The sequence below is a fragment of the Streptomyces caeni genome (genome assembly GCF_042678285.1).
Lineage (GTDB): Bacteria > Actinomycetota > Actinomycetes > Streptomycetales > Streptomycetaceae > Streptomyces > Streptomyces caeni.
In genome coordinates, this window is record NZ_JBHUDX010000028.1 from 50,193 (window position 1) to 65,648 (window position 15,456).

18 protein-coding genes and 1 pseudogene are annotated in these 15,456 nt (G+C 70.1%); 8 read left to right on the top strand and 11 right to left on the bottom strand.

The annotated features are described in order from the left end of the window. Positions 1-15: 15 nt before the first annotated feature. The 5 genes from ACFSL4_RS11855 to ACFSL4_RS11875 all read right to left on the bottom strand — a co-directional run bounded on the left by ACFSL4_RS11855 (position 16) and on the right by ACFSL4_RS11875 (position 5,026). Positions 16-822, bottom strand: coding sequence for a hypothetical protein (locus ACFSL4_RS11855; RefSeq protein WP_381081431.1), 807 nt, complete (start codon positions 820-822; stop codon positions 16-18). A gap of 5 nt (positions 823-827) precedes the next feature. Further along, positions 828-1,748 (bottom strand): phage distal tail protein, encoded by a 921-nt coding sequence (locus ACFSL4_RS11860; RefSeq protein WP_381081433.1) that lies wholly within the window; start codon positions 1,746-1,748, stop codon positions 828-830. Positions 1,749-1,852: 104 nt separating this feature from the next. Then, the gene (locus ACFSL4_RS11865) at positions 1,853-3,145 is read right to left on the bottom strand and encodes a phage tail tape measure protein (protein WP_381081435.1); all 1,293 of its coding nucleotides are present in this window, start codon (positions 3,143-3,145) and stop codon (positions 1,853-1,855) included. Beyond that, complete coding sequence (locus ACFSL4_RS11870; protein ID WP_381081437.1) at positions 3,142-4,335, bottom strand: phage tail protein; 1,194 nt, start codon at positions 4,333-4,335, stop codon at positions 3,142-3,144. The genes ACFSL4_RS11865 and ACFSL4_RS11870 overlap by 4 nt, the downstream gene beginning before the upstream one ends. 52 nt (positions 4,336-4,387) lie before the next feature. After that, entirely contained in the window at positions 4,388-5,026 is a 639-nt protein-coding gene (locus ACFSL4_RS11875) for a hypothetical protein (protein ID WP_381081439.1), read from the bottom strand. Between the two features lie 65 nt (positions 5,027-5,091). Between ACFSL4_RS11875 and ACFSL4_RS11880 the strand changes: the two genes are divergently transcribed. Next, entirely contained in the window at positions 5,092-5,493 is a 402-nt protein-coding gene (locus tag ACFSL4_RS11880; protein WP_381081441.1) for a hypothetical protein, read from the top strand. A gap of 375 nt (positions 5,494-5,868) precedes the next feature. Here ACFSL4_RS11880 and ACFSL4_RS11885 read toward each other — a convergent pair whose 3' ends face one another. Next, entirely contained in the window at positions 5,869-6,072 is a 204-nt protein-coding gene (locus ACFSL4_RS11885) for a hypothetical protein (RefSeq protein WP_381081443.1), read from the bottom strand. A 346-nt stretch (positions 6,073-6,418) separates the two neighbouring features. On the opposite strand from ACFSL4_RS11885, the gene ACFSL4_RS11890 reads away from it, so the two are divergent. Beyond that, positions 6,419-7,387: a hypothetical protein gene (locus tag ACFSL4_RS11890; protein WP_381081445.1), complete on the top strand. Its 969-nt coding sequence runs from the start codon at positions 6,419-6,421 to the stop codon at positions 7,385-7,387. Positions 7,388-7,551: 164 nt separating this feature from the next. On the opposite strand, the pseudogene ACFSL4_RS11895 reads toward ACFSL4_RS11890, so the two are convergent. The 5 genes and pseudogenes from ACFSL4_RS11895 to ACFSL4_RS11915 all read right to left on the bottom strand — a co-directional run. Next, positions 7,552-7,857: pseudogene (locus tag ACFSL4_RS11895) on the bottom strand (hypothetical protein); the annotation flags it as partial. Between the two features lie 65 nt (positions 7,858-7,922). Continuing rightward, the gene (locus tag ACFSL4_RS11900) at positions 7,923-8,213 is read right to left on the bottom strand and encodes a hypothetical protein (RefSeq protein WP_381081446.1); all 291 of its coding nucleotides are present in this window, start codon (positions 8,211-8,213) and stop codon (positions 7,923-7,925) included. A gap of 131 nt (positions 8,214-8,344) precedes the next feature. After that, the gene (locus ACFSL4_RS11905) at positions 8,345-8,950 is read right to left on the bottom strand and encodes a phage tail tube protein (protein ID WP_381081448.1); all 606 of its coding nucleotides are present in this window, start codon (positions 8,948-8,950) and stop codon (positions 8,345-8,347) included. A gap of 144 nt (positions 8,951-9,094) precedes the next feature. Beyond that, positions 9,095-9,508, bottom strand: a complete 414-nt coding sequence (locus ACFSL4_RS11910; RefSeq protein ID WP_381081450.1) for a hypothetical protein — start codon at positions 9,506-9,508, stop codon at positions 9,095-9,097. A 435-nt stretch (positions 9,509-9,943) separates the two neighbouring features. After that, on the bottom strand, positions 9,944-10,438 hold the full coding sequence (locus tag ACFSL4_RS11915) for a helix-turn-helix domain-containing protein (protein ID WP_381081452.1): 495 nt from the start codon (positions 10,436-10,438) through the stop codon (positions 9,944-9,946). A 235-nt stretch (positions 10,439-10,673) separates the two neighbouring features. Between ACFSL4_RS11915 and ACFSL4_RS11920 the strand changes: the two genes are divergently transcribed. The 6 genes from ACFSL4_RS11920 to fusA all read left to right on the top strand — a co-directional run bounded on the left by ACFSL4_RS11920 (position 10,674) and on the right by fusA (position 15,414). Next, entirely contained in the window at positions 10,674-10,973 is a 300-nt protein-coding gene (locus ACFSL4_RS11920; RefSeq protein ID WP_381081454.1) for a WhiB family transcriptional regulator, read from the top strand. Then, the gene (locus ACFSL4_RS11925) at positions 10,966-11,643 is read left to right on the top strand and encodes a hypothetical protein (protein WP_381081456.1); all 678 of its coding nucleotides are present in this window, start codon (positions 10,966-10,968) and stop codon (positions 11,641-11,643) included. The genes ACFSL4_RS11920 and ACFSL4_RS11925 overlap by 8 nt, the downstream gene beginning before the upstream one ends. Next, the gene (locus tag ACFSL4_RS11930; RefSeq protein ID WP_381081458.1) at positions 11,640-11,840 is read left to right on the top strand and encodes a hypothetical protein; all 201 of its coding nucleotides are present in this window, start codon (positions 11,640-11,642) and stop codon (positions 11,838-11,840) included. Before ACFSL4_RS11925 ends, ACFSL4_RS11930 begins: the two co-directional genes overlap by 4 nt. A gap of 564 nt (positions 11,841-12,404) precedes the next feature. Next, a complete protein-coding gene (rpsL, locus tag ACFSL4_RS11935; RefSeq protein ID WP_003948652.1) occupies positions 12,405-12,776 on the top strand; it encodes a 30S ribosomal protein S12 in 372 nt (123 codons plus the stop codon). Positions 12,777-12,778: 2 nt separating this feature from the next. Beyond that, positions 12,779-13,249 carry a 30S ribosomal protein S7 gene (rpsG, locus tag ACFSL4_RS11940; protein WP_003998848.1) on the top strand — a complete coding sequence of 157 codons (471 nt, stop codon included), beginning with the start codon at positions 12,779-12,781 and terminating at the stop codon, positions 13,247-13,249. A gap of 38 nt (positions 13,250-13,287) precedes the next feature. Continuing rightward, complete coding sequence (fusA, locus tag ACFSL4_RS11945; protein WP_381081460.1) at positions 13,288-15,414, top strand: elongation factor G; 2,127 nt, start codon at positions 13,288-13,290, stop codon at positions 15,412-15,414. Positions 15,415-15,456 lie beyond the last annotated feature (42 nt).

Here is a 15,456-nt window from a genome sequence, read left to right on the forward strand (position 1 = left end):
GCGTCAGGACCTGAGTCATTCGGCCGTGAGGTTGGTGTAGTAGCCGGAACCGCCGAGAGTGGTGATGGTGGAGCCGGAGTTCTGCTGGCCGTACAGCGCGAGCTGGTCGCCGGCGGCGCACTTGAGCAGGGCGCTGCCACCGACGCTGGTGGCGCTCGGGCCCGCGCCGACCAGCCAGGTGGCGCGCGGGACGCCGGAGCCGTCCCAGCGCTCCAGGACGCCCGGGGTGTCCCGGTACTGGCCGGCGTAGGCGCCGTTGAAACCGGACGCCGGGACGATCCCGCCGAGGGCCGCCGTGGCACAGCGCAGGTTGGTGACCGCGCTGTCCCAGGCCAGTCCGCCGCCGCCGGCCGACGCGCCGGCGGGCACCGTGATCCGGTAGAGCGGCAGGGCGCTGCCGTCGGGGCTGTCCGGAGCCGCGGGTACGGCAGCGGGAGCGCCCGGGACCAGGCGGACCAACGCCCGGGTCTGGCCGGTGCTGTCGTAGACGGTGTCCTGGACCGCCAGTTCGACGAGGTCGATACGGGCGTACTGGGCGTCGCCGTCCGCGGCGGTCAGGGTCTCCGGCTCGGTCACCGCCACCGGGTAGGTGCCCTGGACGAGCCGGCCGCCCTGCACGAAGGCGCGGCCGGGGCCGACGGTGAAGGTCATGCTCCCGGCCGTACCGGTGAGCGCGAACCCTCCGGGGACGATGCCGCCGCGGGCCTTGAACGGGATGTCCTCCGCGGCGAAGGCGTTCGGGGTGAGCAGACCGGACAGGGTGACGCGGGTGTCCTCGCGGCTCTGGCCGGACGCGGTGAGCCATGCTGAGCGTACGGTCATGGCACTCACCACTCCGCCGAGCGCCAGCGGACGGTCATCCACGCACCCGAGTCGTAGGTGTCCGGGCGGAACGCCAGCTGCGCCTGCCCCGGTTCGAAGGCGAACAGCTCCTCCGGGCTGCTGTCGGCGGCGGCGGTGTGGCGGCGTGAGGCGCTGCCGTTGAGGGTGACCGTGCCGGCCGCCGTGTCGACGACCAGCTCGTCGCCGGCGGCCAGGGCGATCCCGTAGCGCAGCTTGCGGCCCGAGGCGCGGTCGGTGACGGTCGGATTGCCGCACGGGCCGGTGAAGGTGATCAACGGGTGGGTGGGCGCGGAGCCGTCGTTGGTGATCGTGACGTCACCGGTGGCGGCCACCTGCCCCCAGTAGAGAGGCCAGGTCAACGGCCAGGTCAGGCCGCTCTCCGGCTGCGGCGCGCCGGTGACCGCGGACTGCTCGGCGACCGCGTACCGGCGCGGGTCGGTGGCGTACCACTGCACGGACGCCCGGGAGACGCCCTGCGTGGTGTAGGTCCGGTCGGCGGCCAGTACCCGCTGGCCGACCCGGGCCCGCACGGCCAGCGTCTCGCCGTGCAGCCGCACCGCCAGCCAGCGTTCCTCTTCGCCCAGGAGCAGCGCCTGGCGCAGGGCGCGCATCGCGGCGAGCGAGGAGGCGCTGTCGTCGGCCGCCGGCAGGGTCCACACCGTGCCGCCGACCTTGCGGGGCTTGGCGTAGCGGGCGCCCGGCCAGGCGCCGTGCGCGGTGGGGCGGTCGGCGTCGGAGGTGTCGTAGTCGGGCAGGTCCTCCCAGCCGGTCAGGCCGCCCCGGTCGATCTCGTAGGGGGTGCCGGGGCCCATCAGCAGTCCGGCCCACTGCATCTGCCCGTCGCGGGTGATGAGTGAGCCGGGGAGAACGTCGTCGGTGTATGCGGTTGTGGTCGTCTCGGCCATGGGGCCGTCACCTCACTGTCGTGGCTGAATGACGGTTGTGGGCGGTGGGCCGGCCGGCGCGGTGGCCTCGATGGCCGGTGCCGGCCGCCCGCCGTTCCCGGCCGTCATGCGCTGGCATGGGCGGATGCCAGGAAGAGCAGGTCCTCCGCGATGCCGCGGGCACCGGTGCCCGCACTCTCGTGGAACTCCTCGATGCGGTGGCGGTGGTCTTGGTGGCGGGCGGTGGCCGCGGCCCGGCGCCGGGCGGCGAGCACGCGCTCCCGGCCGAGGGCGGTGAGCGGCAGCACCCGGCCGGTGCGCGGGGTGGCGCCGGGGACCGCGACGCCGCCTTCCGCGAGCATCGGGATCTTGCTCAGGTGCACCCCGAACTTCTTGCCGAAGAAGCTGAAGCTGAGCTTGTTGAGGCCGTCGATCACCCAGTTCGCGAAGGCGACCAGCCCCTGGATCGGGCCCTTGACGACCCCGGCCACGGTCTGCGCGCCGGTGGTGACGAACCGGCCCATCGCGCCGAGCGTGCCGGACAGGGCTCCCTTGACCCGGGAGAACATCCGGGGAATGTCGTGGGTGATCCAGTTCAGTACCGGCTTGACCGCGTTCCTGAATCCCCGCCAGATCGAGGCCGCCCTGCCGTGCAGGGCGCGGGTGTCGCCGGTGGTGAGGGCCTTCAGGACGGCGAAGCCGGTGCCGATGAGGGTGCCGATGACGGTGAGGGCGGTGGTGATGACGGTCAGATAGGCCGTGACGTAGGTGCCCACCGCCTTCGCGATCACCTTGAGCAGCGGGGTCATGATCTTCAGGTAGCTCTGGACGTACTTCAGGACGAGCTTGGCGAGCTGGTCCATCAGCCGCTGGCCCGTCTCGGAGTTCATCGCCAGGTCCAGCAGCCAGCCGGCGACCGGGAGGAGCAGGCCGGTGACGAAGCCGATGGGATTGGCGCGGGTGACGAGGTTGATCACCGTCATCACGCCGGAGCCGATGGTCATGGCGGTGCCGAAGGTGCCCATGAGGTCGCCGACGATGCCGGCGACGTCGATGAGACCGGCCACCAGGGACAGGACACCGCCGAGGCCGGCTGACAGCTTGCCGAAGGAGCGGACGGCGCCCTTGGCCCTGCTGCCGACGGACTTCACGCCCCGCATGCCGGTGGCGGCGGTCCGCCCGGTGTGCGCCACGGAACGGGCCGCGGCATCGGCGTCCGCCTTGGTCCGGCGTACGGCGCCGTCGGCCTGGCCGGCGCCGGAGCGGATGCGGTCGACGGAGGTCGCGGCGTTCTTGATCCGGCCGGTGAGGGAACGAAGGGCGCTGCTGCCGTGCTGGACGCTGCTGCGCAAGCCGCGCAGCGCCGGTGCGACCCCCGCAAGGGGGTTGACCGGCGCACCCATGGCCGCCGTACTCATCCGCGTGCCTTCGCCAGGAACATCAGCGCGTCGGCGGTGTGCTGCGGGCTGCTGGCCTCGGCCGCGTAGTAGTTCTCGATGTGCAGCGCGCCGTGGTGTTTCTTGGATCCGTGGTGCGCCCGGCCGTGCCCGGCGGCCCTGCGGAGCAGCCGGTCGAGCTTGCTCAGCGGCAGGACGGCCTCGGCCTCACCGGCCTCGGCCAGGATCGCCGGCACACCGCCGGAGCGGGGCATGACGACACCGCCGGTCGCGAGGGCGGGGATGCGCGGGAGGGAGACGCCGAAGGTCTTGCCGCCGACCATGGGCACCCAGCCCGGGATGTGCACCTTGATGCCGTTGAGGGCGCCGATCGCGCGGTTGATGATGCCGATGACCGCGTTGATCGGCCCCCGCACGGCGCTCTTGATGCCGTTGAAGGCGCGGCTCGCGATGCCCTTCAGGCCGCCCCAGATGCTGGACAGCTTGTTCTTGACGGCACGGAAGGCGTTCGGGATGGCGGACTTGATCCAGTTGACGACCGGCGAGATGACGGCCTTGATGCCCCTCCACACGCTGCGGACGACCGTCTTGATCGCCTTCAGCGCGGTGGTGATGACCTTCTTCCAGATGCCGACGTAGGTCTTGATGACCTTGGCGACGGCCTTGACGACGGCCGAGACCGCCTTCTTGATGCCGCTCCAGACGGACTTGATCAGCTTGGCGGCCTTCTTCATGATCGGCCCGATGGCCTTCATGACCTTGCCTATCACCGACTTGATGACGCCGAAGGCCGTCTTGAGGACCTTCTGCATGGTCTTCGACCTGGTCGCCATCTCGACGACCTTCTCGATGAGCGGCTGGAGCAGGTCCATGAGCATGCCGAAGAAGTTGCCCTTCATCGACTTGTTCATCTTGTCCTGGCCCTTGGCCGCCTTCTTCGCCCCGGACTCGTACTTGCCGAGGTTCTTGCCGGCGGTGGAACCGGTCCTGCCGGCCTTGGCGAGGGACTTCTCCGCCTGGTCGGTGGCGGTCTTGAGCTTCTTCAGCTCACCACTGGAGTTCTGGGCGGACGACTTGATTTTTCCGAGCCCAGAATCAGCGGTGCGGGCCTTGTCGCCGATTCCCTTGGCGGCCGTGGCAGCGGCATCCGACTTCTGGGTGAAGGCGGTGAGCGACGTGGAAGACCGGCGCAAGGACTGTACGAGGGACATGTGAGCCTCCAGGATTCATGAGGAGCCGCACTTGGGTGCAACCGAGGCAGGCTCACCCGAGAGCTTCCGTGAGGAGACGCACTCGCGTCTCGAGGATGACCAAGCGGTCAGTTGTACCCGCGAGGGCCGGGGACGACTCCGAATGGCGGACGGCCTGCCGGGTCGTGTTCGACCTCCTTTTCAGCTGGGCGACCGTCTTCTCGAGATAGTTGAGGCGTCTGTGCGCGTTCTTGACCTTGTCGGGGAGGCCTTCCTTTATCAGGCGATCGATTCGTTGCTGGTTGGACTCCTTCCAAAGGAGACCGTTCTTCTGTCGAACGACGTGAAATTTATTTTCCAACCACTTTGTGAGGATGTCGCTGGTGGAGAAGAAGGATGGAAGTGTGAGTGCGAGGGCGGAGCCGAGTCCTGCGCTGATGAATGACCCCATGGATATGGAGCCTATGGAGTATTTCGATGCGCTCAGGGGGTCCAGGTCCTGGATGGTCTTCCAGACCGAAGCTGGTGCCGTCTTTTGGTCCACATACGACCTGGTGGCGAGGTCGCTTGTTTTTTCGTCGTCTGTCTTGAGGACTCCTTTTCTGGCTTGAGTGGGGCTTATGGCGTCGGATTTGTCGGCCTTGTTGTTGAGTGTTGTCTCAAGCTTGGAGATCTTTGTCTCGAGGGTGTCGATTCTCTGCTTGTCGCTCATCTTTTTTGTATCCTTGCTCCGATATTGCCGACAGCGGAACGCGTTATGTCACGAAAGAGACTGATTTGTTCATTTTCCTGGTCTATGTGCCGGCGCTTGTGTTCCTGGGGTTGGGGATTTTCGGTCTGCGCGACGTGTGGATCCTCAGGAGAAGGGGTGTGCGAACCGAAGGTCGATGTGGCGGTACAAGCTGGAATGCAAACATTCCATCGGTCGATGTCATTTATCGGGACGAAGCGAGGAAGAGGCACTACGTGACAATGGCGGCCGAGGATCTTGGGCTCGTGGGTGGCGAATCCATCGTCCAAGTCGTTTATGACCCTCTCAAGCCAGGCAGGGCGACGACGGAGAAGGTTTTGAAGAAGCCGCTATGGAGGACCCAGGAGGGGTATATGGCGCTCCTGGGTCTGTGCCTTGCCGTAGTGGTGACCGCAATGATCGCAGTCGCTGCCCGGTTTTCGCTTTGACGCCTGTGTCTGCGGTAGGCGTGCCCAGTCGGCCGGTGACGTACGGCCGTACGCGGCGGCGGCCCGGGCGTCACCGGGAGTCGCGGCCAGTGCCGCCCACTCTGCCGCCGTTGTCCCCGGAGTCGGGTGGGTCTGCCCCGTGGGCAAGTGGTGGATCTGGGCCACCGGCAGCCCCGGGAGACTTGGCAAACGGCGGCATGACCTGCCCGAACTCGCTCATTTCCGACCCGCGCGGTGTGCATCGCGGCGCTCTGCTCCCTCGGGGGGCAAGGGGACCTTCCGCGACGCGTACCCGCCCCGGACGGCCTCACGTCGCGGAGCGGTGGAGCCGGCCGGCGGCGCGGCGATCACATGCACGCTCAAGCGTGCGGTGCGCTATCGCCCGCGGCGGGCCCGCCGGGCCTCCGTCAGGGCGTCCGACCAGCCTGCCGCGTACGCCCGTGACTCCCGGGTGAGCAGTTCCTCGTACAGCTGGTCGAGCAGCGCATCGCGGTCGGGGGCAGGGGTGCGCAGGAGGTGGGCGAGGCGGGTGTAGGCGTCGATCGGCTGCTGTGGGGAGTTGCTCGTGCCAGTCACCATGTCTGCCTGCTTTCCGGTCTGTCCGCTGGGCTGGTGGTACAGGTGGCGCCTCTGGGGCGCGTGAACCCCATATTCGAACGAGTGTACGAGCAATCCGGGGGTGCTGTTCCGTGTTCGGCCGGGACGCCCACCCGGCCCATGTCCCACCTGCGGCGATGCGGGGTGCGATGAAGGTCGTGTCGGTGTCGTGGAGTAGGATCCGGCCGTCCTCCCGTCGGTGAATGAAGCGTGAACAGCGGCCCTCATCCGGGGAAGTGAGGGTCTGTCAGACGACGGTGGACGGCGGTGGGGCAGCCGTCCTCGCGCGGGGGCGCGATGGGGCAGGGACGAGAGCAAGGCCTATGGGGTGGATCGGGACGCGAACGCGCGGCATCAGCATGCGATCGACTGGCTTGAACTAGCCCCCGATCTGCCACATCTCATCGCCCGTGTCTCCGAGCTCGTCCTCCGCCTCGGATACGCACCGGACGAACTGGTGATCCTTCCCCGGGGCGAGCTCGACCGGCGCGAACTGTCCGCCTACAGCGCGGGCTGGGCCGATGTGGTCGACGAGCGGCTGCCCGCGATACGGCGGGCGTACGAGGAGCGGATCACCGCCGCCTACCTCCAGGGGCAGGAGGACGCCCGCACGGGACGCCGGCCGCGCCGGGCCCGTCGGCCCGAGGGCGAGCGGGGCGGCGGCGAGGTGATACCGCTGCCGTACGTCCAGCTCCTGCGCCCCCCTTCGGAGGTGACGAGGGTGGAGAGACGCGGGGAGCGGGAGCGGTCCGTGGCGGACGGGACGCCGGTGCGGGGGTCCGGCGCCGGGGGTGCGCCCGGGGCGTCCCGCGATGCCTCCGCCGCGCCGTACGGCCGCGAGGAGGGGGTCCGCGAGGGCGGCGGTCGGCGTGCGGCCGACGCGCTCCCGTCCGTTCCCCCGCCGCCCAGCGGTACGGAGGCTGCTGCCGACGCCGGGGACGAATCAGGGGACCCGAGCGGCTGGCCGGCGACCGGTTCCGCGGCCGACATCCTGCTGTCCGCCCGCGAGATACGCGAGAAGCGGTCGGCGCCGTCGGACCGGCGGCCGGTGGTCCGCCGCAACGGGCGGCCCAGCGTGCCCCCGCTCGACCGGCCCGGTGAGACGGGGGCCGGGCGGGACAGGGGACGACGGGCGGAGCCGGAGGAACGGCAGGAGGATCCCGCCGAGTCCTCGGCGGCCCGGGGCGCGGGACGGCCGCGGCTGTCGGACCGGGCCCGCGCCCTCGCCGACGAACTGGAGGGGCGGGCGGCCGGCCGACGGAGCGACGAGCAGCCCGGGCCGTCGGACTCCCGCTGAGCGGGGCGGGACCGCCCGGTGGTTCAGGCGAAGAACCTGGCCAGTTGCACCGGGGACGGGGCCGTGCCGGTGCCGGTGCCGGTGCCGGTCCCGTCCCCGGTGCCGGCTCGGGAATCGGGCCGGGAGCTCTGCGCGGCACCCGCCCGCGGGGTCGTCGTCCCGGCAGCGCCGTCCTCGGAGCGCTCGGCTTCCGCTCCGCCGTCCGGCTCCTCCGCCGGGTCCGCAGGGCGCGGCACCGGAGCCGGCGGTTCCGGCTGGTCCCCGTCCTCGGCCGAGTTGACGCAGGCGAACATCCAGTTGGCGGCCGCCAGATGGTCCACGGCGGCCGCCAGCAGATGATCCGTCACCGACCAGTCGGCCGCCTCGCCGTGCAGCTCCCGGTTGAGGGCGCTGTCCCGCGGCAGGTGTTTGACCAGCACCGCGAGCCGACGGGCGGAGAGGCGGTCGCGGTGCCAGTCGAGCAGGTCGATGCCGTAGTAGCGGAGCAGGTCCGCTTCGAGGGCCTCGGCGTGTTCGTCGACGAACCCGACGAGGCTCAGTCTTCCCCCAGGCCGAGCCCGGTCTCCTTGCCGTAGGCCTCCAGGACGGCGGCGATGTCCTGCATGGTGACCTCGTGCCGCTCGAAGCGGGTGAACTGCTCCTCGCCCATGAGCAGTCGGAGCAGCCCGTCCACGTCGTTGTCGTCGAGCCTGCGCAGCGACTTCGCGGTCGCGCGCGTCAGCTCGGTGGGCAGGGTGTAGGTCTCGCCATCGAGCTCGAACGACCAGGTGTGGCCGAGGGCTTCCAGGCGCTGGGCGCGGGCGGCGTTGACGTCGAAACGGGCCATGGTGATGTGTGCTCCTTGTGCGTCCGTGGGGCCCAGGGGGCCGAGTGGGTCCTGATGAGCGGATGGGCGGGGCGGGCGGGGCGGCATCGGCCGCCCCGCCCGGTGGATCGGCCGGTGGATCGGCGGGTGGCTCAGACCAGGTACGAGGCGTCCTTCATCACGAAGCTGGCCAGCGCCGACCCGTCGGCGGCGGCCATGGCCGTGAAGGTGATGCCGAGCTGGGCCGCGGCCTTGCGGGCGAGCTTGATGTCGTCCGACGCCGTGACCTGGCCGCGCGGGACGCCGAAGCGGTAGGTCACGGTGGAGCCGTCGTCCGCCCGGACGTCGGTGAACTCCAGGCCGAGCGCGCGGGCGTCGGCGTGCGGCTGGTCCGCGACGTCGTACTGGTAGACGCCCGGGTTGTTGGTGGGGTCCACCGCGTTGACCGTGCCGCCGCCCATGAAGAACGGCAGCGTGTCCTCGTTGAACTGCATCAGCGAGAACTTCAGCGTCAGGTCCCGGTCCGAGTAGACGAAGTGGACCGGGCTGACCGCCTGCCACACGTCGATCGGCTCCAGCTTGTCCTTCTTGCTGAAGGTGACGCCGTCGCCGCTGGTGAAGCCGAGGTCCTTCCAGCCGGTGCCCCAGTCGGCGGCGGAGTCGCCGGTGAAGGCGGTCGGTACGGCCGTGCCGGGGGCGGCGACGTAGAGGCGGCCGACGCCGGCGATGCGGATCTCGGAGGAGTTGGTACCTGCCATGGTTGGTTTTCTCCTTGTACAGAGGGTTGTTGGGGTGCCGTCCCCGTGTTGGTCCGGGTACGGCGAAGGCCCCGCCGGGGACGGCGGGGCCTTCGGTCTGTGGGGGCGGTGGGAGCACCGCCCGGGCGTGAACGTTCGTGGTGCTCAGTAGACGTTCAGGAACACCTTCAGCACGGCCACGTAGCGGTTGGCTCCGGAGTAGAGGTAGTCGGGCAGCCAGCGCGGGCCGTCCATCTCCTCCACCTCGGTGATCTGGTTGGTGCCGTAGGTGTTGCCGGCCGCGGCCATCAGGGCGCGGCGCGCCGAGTTGGCCAGGACGTGCGCGTCGTGCTTGGTCGGGCCGTACACCTCCAGCTCGATGAGCGGCTGGTCGACGTGGAGCTGGCCGATCCAGGCGCCGCCGCGCCGGTTGACGAGGACGGCGGCGGCCGTGCCGTCGAAGCCCGTCGGCGGCTGCACGGTGACGAGCGCCGTGGACAGGGCGGAGTCGGCCTGCAGGATGTCGACGACCAGGGCCTCGACATCGGGGAAGGCGCTCGGTGGGGTGGGTGTGGTCATGCCGGGTCACCTCGGGACGGCTGGGCGGAGTGAGAGACACCGGGCCGGCGCCGCGCGGGGGAGGGGAGGGGCCGCGGCGCCCCGGCCCGGCATACGGCGAGATGACCTGGCCCGCCTCGCGGGCACAGCTCCGCCGCTGCACCAACTGTGACAGATGAGCGTGCGCGCGCGCAACTAAATCGGCGAGGTGCTTGCGGTGAGGGGGGCGAACGTGATGGAAAGGCCGGGCGGGGAGGCGGCGGTCGGCGGCGGGCGAGGCGATGGGACGGGAGGCGGTGAGTGGTGAGCGGTGAGCGGTGGGGAGGTGCCGGGGCCGCGGTTGATGTGTGCGGCGGAGGGCGGTGGGGGAGTGGGGTGGAGCGCGGCGGGGAGCCGGGCGAAGGCGGCGCGGGTGATGTGAACCACCGCCATGGGTGCGGGTCGACGGCGGTGAGGTCAGCCGGTGCCGAGGGAGGTCCCTGTCGCCGGCTCCATCGGCGTCCGCCCGTCCTCCAGTGCCTGGGCCGCCTCGGTCTCCGCCTCGCTCGGCAGGAACTGCTCCACGACCCGCACGAACATGTCCCGCCGGTCGGCGGGCACGCCCAGCAGGTCGGCGACCTCTTCGAGCGTGGGACGGCGGGCGAACTCCGCGCTGGGCGCAGGGGCGGCCAACTGGTCGTGGGGGTCCGCCAGTTCCTCCGCGGTCAGCCGGCCGGAGCGGATGAGCATGTCGCGCACCGGCACGCCCAGGGCGCGGGCGAGTCGGCGCGTGGTCTCCAGGTCCGGCATGCTCTGGCGCTGCAGCAGGCGGGTGACGGCGGCGCGGTGCACGCCCGCCTCGTCCGCGATCCGCGACTTGCCGCCGCCGCGTGGGCTGTCGATGTCGTAGCCGCGGTCGCGCATCAGGCCCTCGACCCACGCGGCGAACGCGTCCAGATCCTGGCTGGTCATCGTGTGCTCGCTTCTCTCGGGGGAAGGCAAGTTTAGCTTGCTTGCGCGCGCGGAATTACATGCTCTCGTGCAAGCGGTGCGGAGAAACCGTCGGGATTCGGGGCGTCCGTGAAGAGGGTGCCGCGGACGGGGACCGAAAAACGTTGCGAGCGCGCACGCAATCTGTAACCGTATGGGCGTTCGCTCCGCCTGGCTCGTCCCCGAGCCGGCGTTCCCGGAGCCACAGGGAGGTCCCATGTCCGCATCCAGCTCCTGCCCACCCGCATCGGCCTGGCGGTCCGCCGCCGCCTGCGCCGGGCTTCCTCCGCGCGTCGTCTTCTCCAAGAAGCCCGGGGAGGCCGCCCCTGCCCTGCGCGCCTGCGCCCGCTGCACCGTGCGCCGCGCTTGCGAGGAGACGGTGGCCCCGGCCGAGAACTGGTTCGACGGTGTCTGCGGCGGCCGCCTCTGGCGCTCCGGCCGGCCGGTCCCCGTACCGGCCCGTCACCTCCCGGCGGCCCTGGCGTACCTCCCCGCGCAGGGAGGTTCCGTTGCCTGAGGAGAGCAGCGCGGCCCAGGCCGCCCTATGGATCACCACCCTCCTCCAGCAGTTCCCGGAGCTGTCCGCCGAACTCGTCCCGGGCCGCACCGCCCCCGCCCACCACCGCCCCTCGGTCCCGCCCCCGCCCGGCCTCGCCGGCCGGATCCGCGAGGAGCGCGAGGAGGCCCTGCTCCTGCAGCAGCGGCACGGCCTCGTCGCCCCCGGGCACAGCGCGGCCCCGCTGCGCCTGCACATCTCCGACGCCATCCGCGACATCACGGACGGCGTGATCGAACTGGAGGAGGCCGTCCGCGACCGGCTGGGCCTGCCCCGGGCGCGCCGCGCCCCGGTGCCCGAGCGGCTGCGCCGCATCGCCTCCCTGCTCGACGGCATCGCAGCCGACCCCGTCCTGGCGGCACATGTGCGCGACGAGACGCGGCGCATGGCCCGCCGCTGCGCCCGCGCCCTGGGCGACACCGAGACCGTCGTACGGGTCTTCGGCCGCTGCCCCTGGTGTGACTCGGTCTCCCTGCGGGCCTTCCCCGACCGCAGCGCGGTGCTGTGCATCAACCCCGCGTGCCGCTGCCCGGACCCGGTCTGCGGCTGCCACGACGATCCGGCCTACCGGCACACCTGGGACGAGGGGGAGTGGGAGCGCGCGGCGGCCACCGGGGAGGCCGGCGCATGACCGACGGCCTGCCGGCGCTGATCCCCGGCCCGCTGGCCGCCCGGGAGGCCGGTGTCGCCCCCGCGACCATCCGCAAGTGGGTCCAGCTGGGCCGCCTCAAGCCGGCCGGCAGGGCGGGCCGGGCCCAGCTCTTCCGCTTGGAAGACGTCTTCGCCGCGGAACGCGCGGTCCGTGGGACGGCCCGCCGGGTGCGGTGATCCGGCGCGGCGGGGCGCGGCGCGGCACGGGAGCGCGGCGCGGCGGGGCGCGGCGCGGCCGTACAGAACCGTCCGGCGTACTTCGTGGGCCGCGACACGCGCGGGACGGATCACACTTCGCCGGTCCGTGTGCCCGGGGCCCACAATGCCGGGGACGACAGGAATACCGCCGCCCCGATGGGGTAGACGAGGAGAGCGTCCGCTACCCGCGCCCGGCTGTCGGCAGTCGGCGGCCGTGCGGGTGCCCGCCGGTCGTCCCGCGCCATGTGGCGCGCCACACACCCGACACGCGGCCCGGACGGCGGGGACGCCGGCCGTGATCGGCCCCGTTGCTTTTGTTTTGACCGGAGTCAGTGCGCTGGGTACGCTCAGACCTTGTGCCTGGGGTGTGCCCTGGCTCTCGTGCGTGCCTGCAAACCGCACCGGGGGCCGTCACCGGCCACCGTAATCTGCGCCTCTTTCTGCCTGGCGGCGGGAGTCCGCGGGATTCGACACACCCGACCGCGTGGGTCGGCGACGTTCCAGGTTAGCTGTACCCATCGGCACACAGAAACCGGAGAAGTAGTGCCTACGATCCAGCAGCTGGTCCGCAAGGGCCGGCAGGACAAGGTCGAGAAGAACAAGACGCCCGCACTCGAGGGTTCCCCTCAGCGCCGTGGCGTGTGCACGCGTGTGTTCACGACCACCCCGAAGAAGCCGAACTCGGCCCTGCGTAAGGTCGCGCGTGTGCGTCTGACCAGCGGGATCGAGGTCACGGCCTACATTCCGGGTGAGGGACACAACCTGCAGGAGCACTCCATCGTGCTCGTGCGCGGCGGCCGTGTGAAGGACCTGCCGGGTGTTCGCTACAAGATCATCCGTGGCTCGCTCGACACCCAGGGTGTCAAGAACCGCAAGCAGGCCCGCAGCCGCTACGGCGCCAAGAAGGAGAAGTAAGAATGCCTCGTAAGGGCCCCGCCCCGAAGCGCCCGGTCATCATCGACCCGGTCTACGGCTCTCCTCTGGTGACCTCGCTGATCAACAAGGTGCTGCTGAACGGCAAGCGCTCCACCGCCGAGCGCATCGTCTACGGCGCCATGGAGGGTCTGCGCGAGAAGACGGGCAACGACCCGGTCATCACGCTCAAGCGCGCTCTCGAGAACATCAAGCCGACCCTCGAGGTCAAGTCCCGCCGTGTCGGTGGCGCCACCTACCAGGTTCCGGTCGAGGTCAAGCCCGGCCGTGCCAACACCCTGGCGCTGCGCTGGCTGGTCGGTTACTCCCGCGCCCGTCGCGAGAAGACCATGACCGAGCGTCTGCTCAACGAGCTCCTCGACGCCTCCAACGGCCTCGGTGCCGCGGTGAAGAAGCGCGAGGACACGCACAAGATGGCCGAGTCCAACAAGGCCTTCGCGCACTACCGCTGGTAGTCGCTACCCCATCGAGACCGAGAGAAGACTGAAGCCTTATGGCTACCACTTCACTTGACCTGGCCAGGGTCCGCAACATCGGGATCATGGCCCACATCGACGCGGGCAAGACGACCACCACCGAGCGGATCCTGTTCTACACCGGCGTTTCCTACAAGATCGGTGAGGTCCACGACGGCGCTGCCACCATGGACTGGATGGAGCAGGAGCAGGAGCGTGGCATCACGATCACCTCTGCTGCCACCACCTGCCACTGGCCGCTGGACAACGTCGACCACACCATCAACATCATCGACACGCCGGGTCACGTCGACTTCACCGTCGAGGTGGAGCGTTCCCTGCGCGTGCTCGACGGTGCCGTGACGGTGTTCGACGGCGTTGCCGGCGTCGAGCCCCAGTCCGAGACGGTGTGGCGTCAGGCGGACCGCTACGGCGTTCCGCGCATCTGCTTCGTCAACAAGCTCGACCGCACCGGTGCCGAGTTCCACCGCTGCGTCGACATGATCTCCGACCGCCTGGGCGCGCAGCCGCTGGTCATGCAGCTGCCGATCGGTGCGGAGGCCGACTTCAAGGGCGTCGTGGACCTGGTCCGCATGAAGGCCCTGGTCTGGTCCGCGGAGGCGACCAAGGGCGAGATGTACGACACCGTCGACATCCCGGCCACGCACACCGAGGCGGCCGAGGAGTGGCGCGGCAAGCTGCTCGAGGCCGTCGCGGAGAACGACGAAGAGCTGATGGAGCTGTACCTGGAGGGCGAGGAGCCCACCGAGGAGCAGCTCTACGCCGCGATCCGTCGTATCACCATCGCGTCCGGCAAGGGCACCGGCACCACCGTCACCCCGGTGTTCTGCGGCACCGCGTTCAAGAACAAGGGCGTCCAGCCCCTGCTCGACGCGGTCGTGCGCTACCTGCCGTCCCCGGTCGACATCGAGGCCATCGAGGGCCACGACGTCAAGAACCCGGAGACGGTCGTCAAGCGCAAGCCGTCCGACGACGAGCCGCTGTCCGCGCTGGCGTTCAAGATCATGAGCGACCCGCACCTGGGCAAGCTCACCTTCGTCCGCGTGTACTCCGGCCGTCTGGAGTCCGGCTCCGCCGTGCTGAACTCCGTCAAGGGCCGTAAGGAGCGCATCGGCAAGATCTACCGCATGCACGCGAACAAGCGTGAGGAGATCGACTCGGTGGGCGCCGGCGACATCGTCGCGGTCATGGGCCTGAAGCAGACCACGACCGGTGAGACGCTGTGCGACGACAAGGCCCCGGTGATCCTGGAGTCCATGGACTTCCCGGCGCCGGTCATCCAGGTCGCCATCGAGCCCAAGTCGAAGGGCGACCAGGAGAAGCTGGGCGTCGCGATCCAGCGCCTGGCCGAGGAGGACCCGTCCTTCCAGGTCCACTCGGACGAGGAGACCGGCCAGACCATCATCGGCGGCATGGGCGAGCTGCACCTTGAGGTGCTGGTCGACCGCATGCGCCGTGAGTTCAAGGTCGAGGCCAACGTCGGCAAGCCGCAGGTCGCCTACCGCGAGACCATCCGCAGGAAGGTCGACAAGGTCGAGTACACCCACAAGAAGCAGACCGGTGGTACCGGTCAGTTCGGCCGGGTGATCATCTCGATCGAGCCGATCGAGAGCGGTGACACCTCCTACGAGTTCGTGAACCAGGTCACCGGTGGCCGTATCCCGAAGGAGTACATCCCTTCGGTCGACGCCGGCGCCCAGGAGGCCATGCAGTTCGGCATCCTCGCCGGTTACGAGATGACCGGCGTGCGCGTCATCCTGCTGGACGGTGCCTACCACGAGGTCGACTCCTCCGAGCTGGCGTTCAAGATCGCCGGTTCGCAGGCGTTCAAGGAGGCCGCCCGCAAGGCCAGCCCCGTGCTGCTCGAGCCGATGATGGCCGTCGAGGTCACCACGCCCGAGGACTACATGGGCGACGTCATCGGTGACATCAACTCCCGTCGTGGCCAGATCCAGGCCATGGAGGAGCGTGCCGGCGCCCGAGTCGTGAAGGGCCTGGTTCCGCTGTCGGAGATGTTCGGCTACGTCGGCGACCTCCGCAGCAAGACGTCGGGTCGCGCGAGCTACTCGATGCAGTTCGACTCCTACGCCGAGGTTCCGCGGAACGTCGCCGAGGAGATCATCGCGAAGGCCAAGGGCGAGTAACGCACCCCGTTACACGCTTTAGGCTTGACACCGACCGCCGGG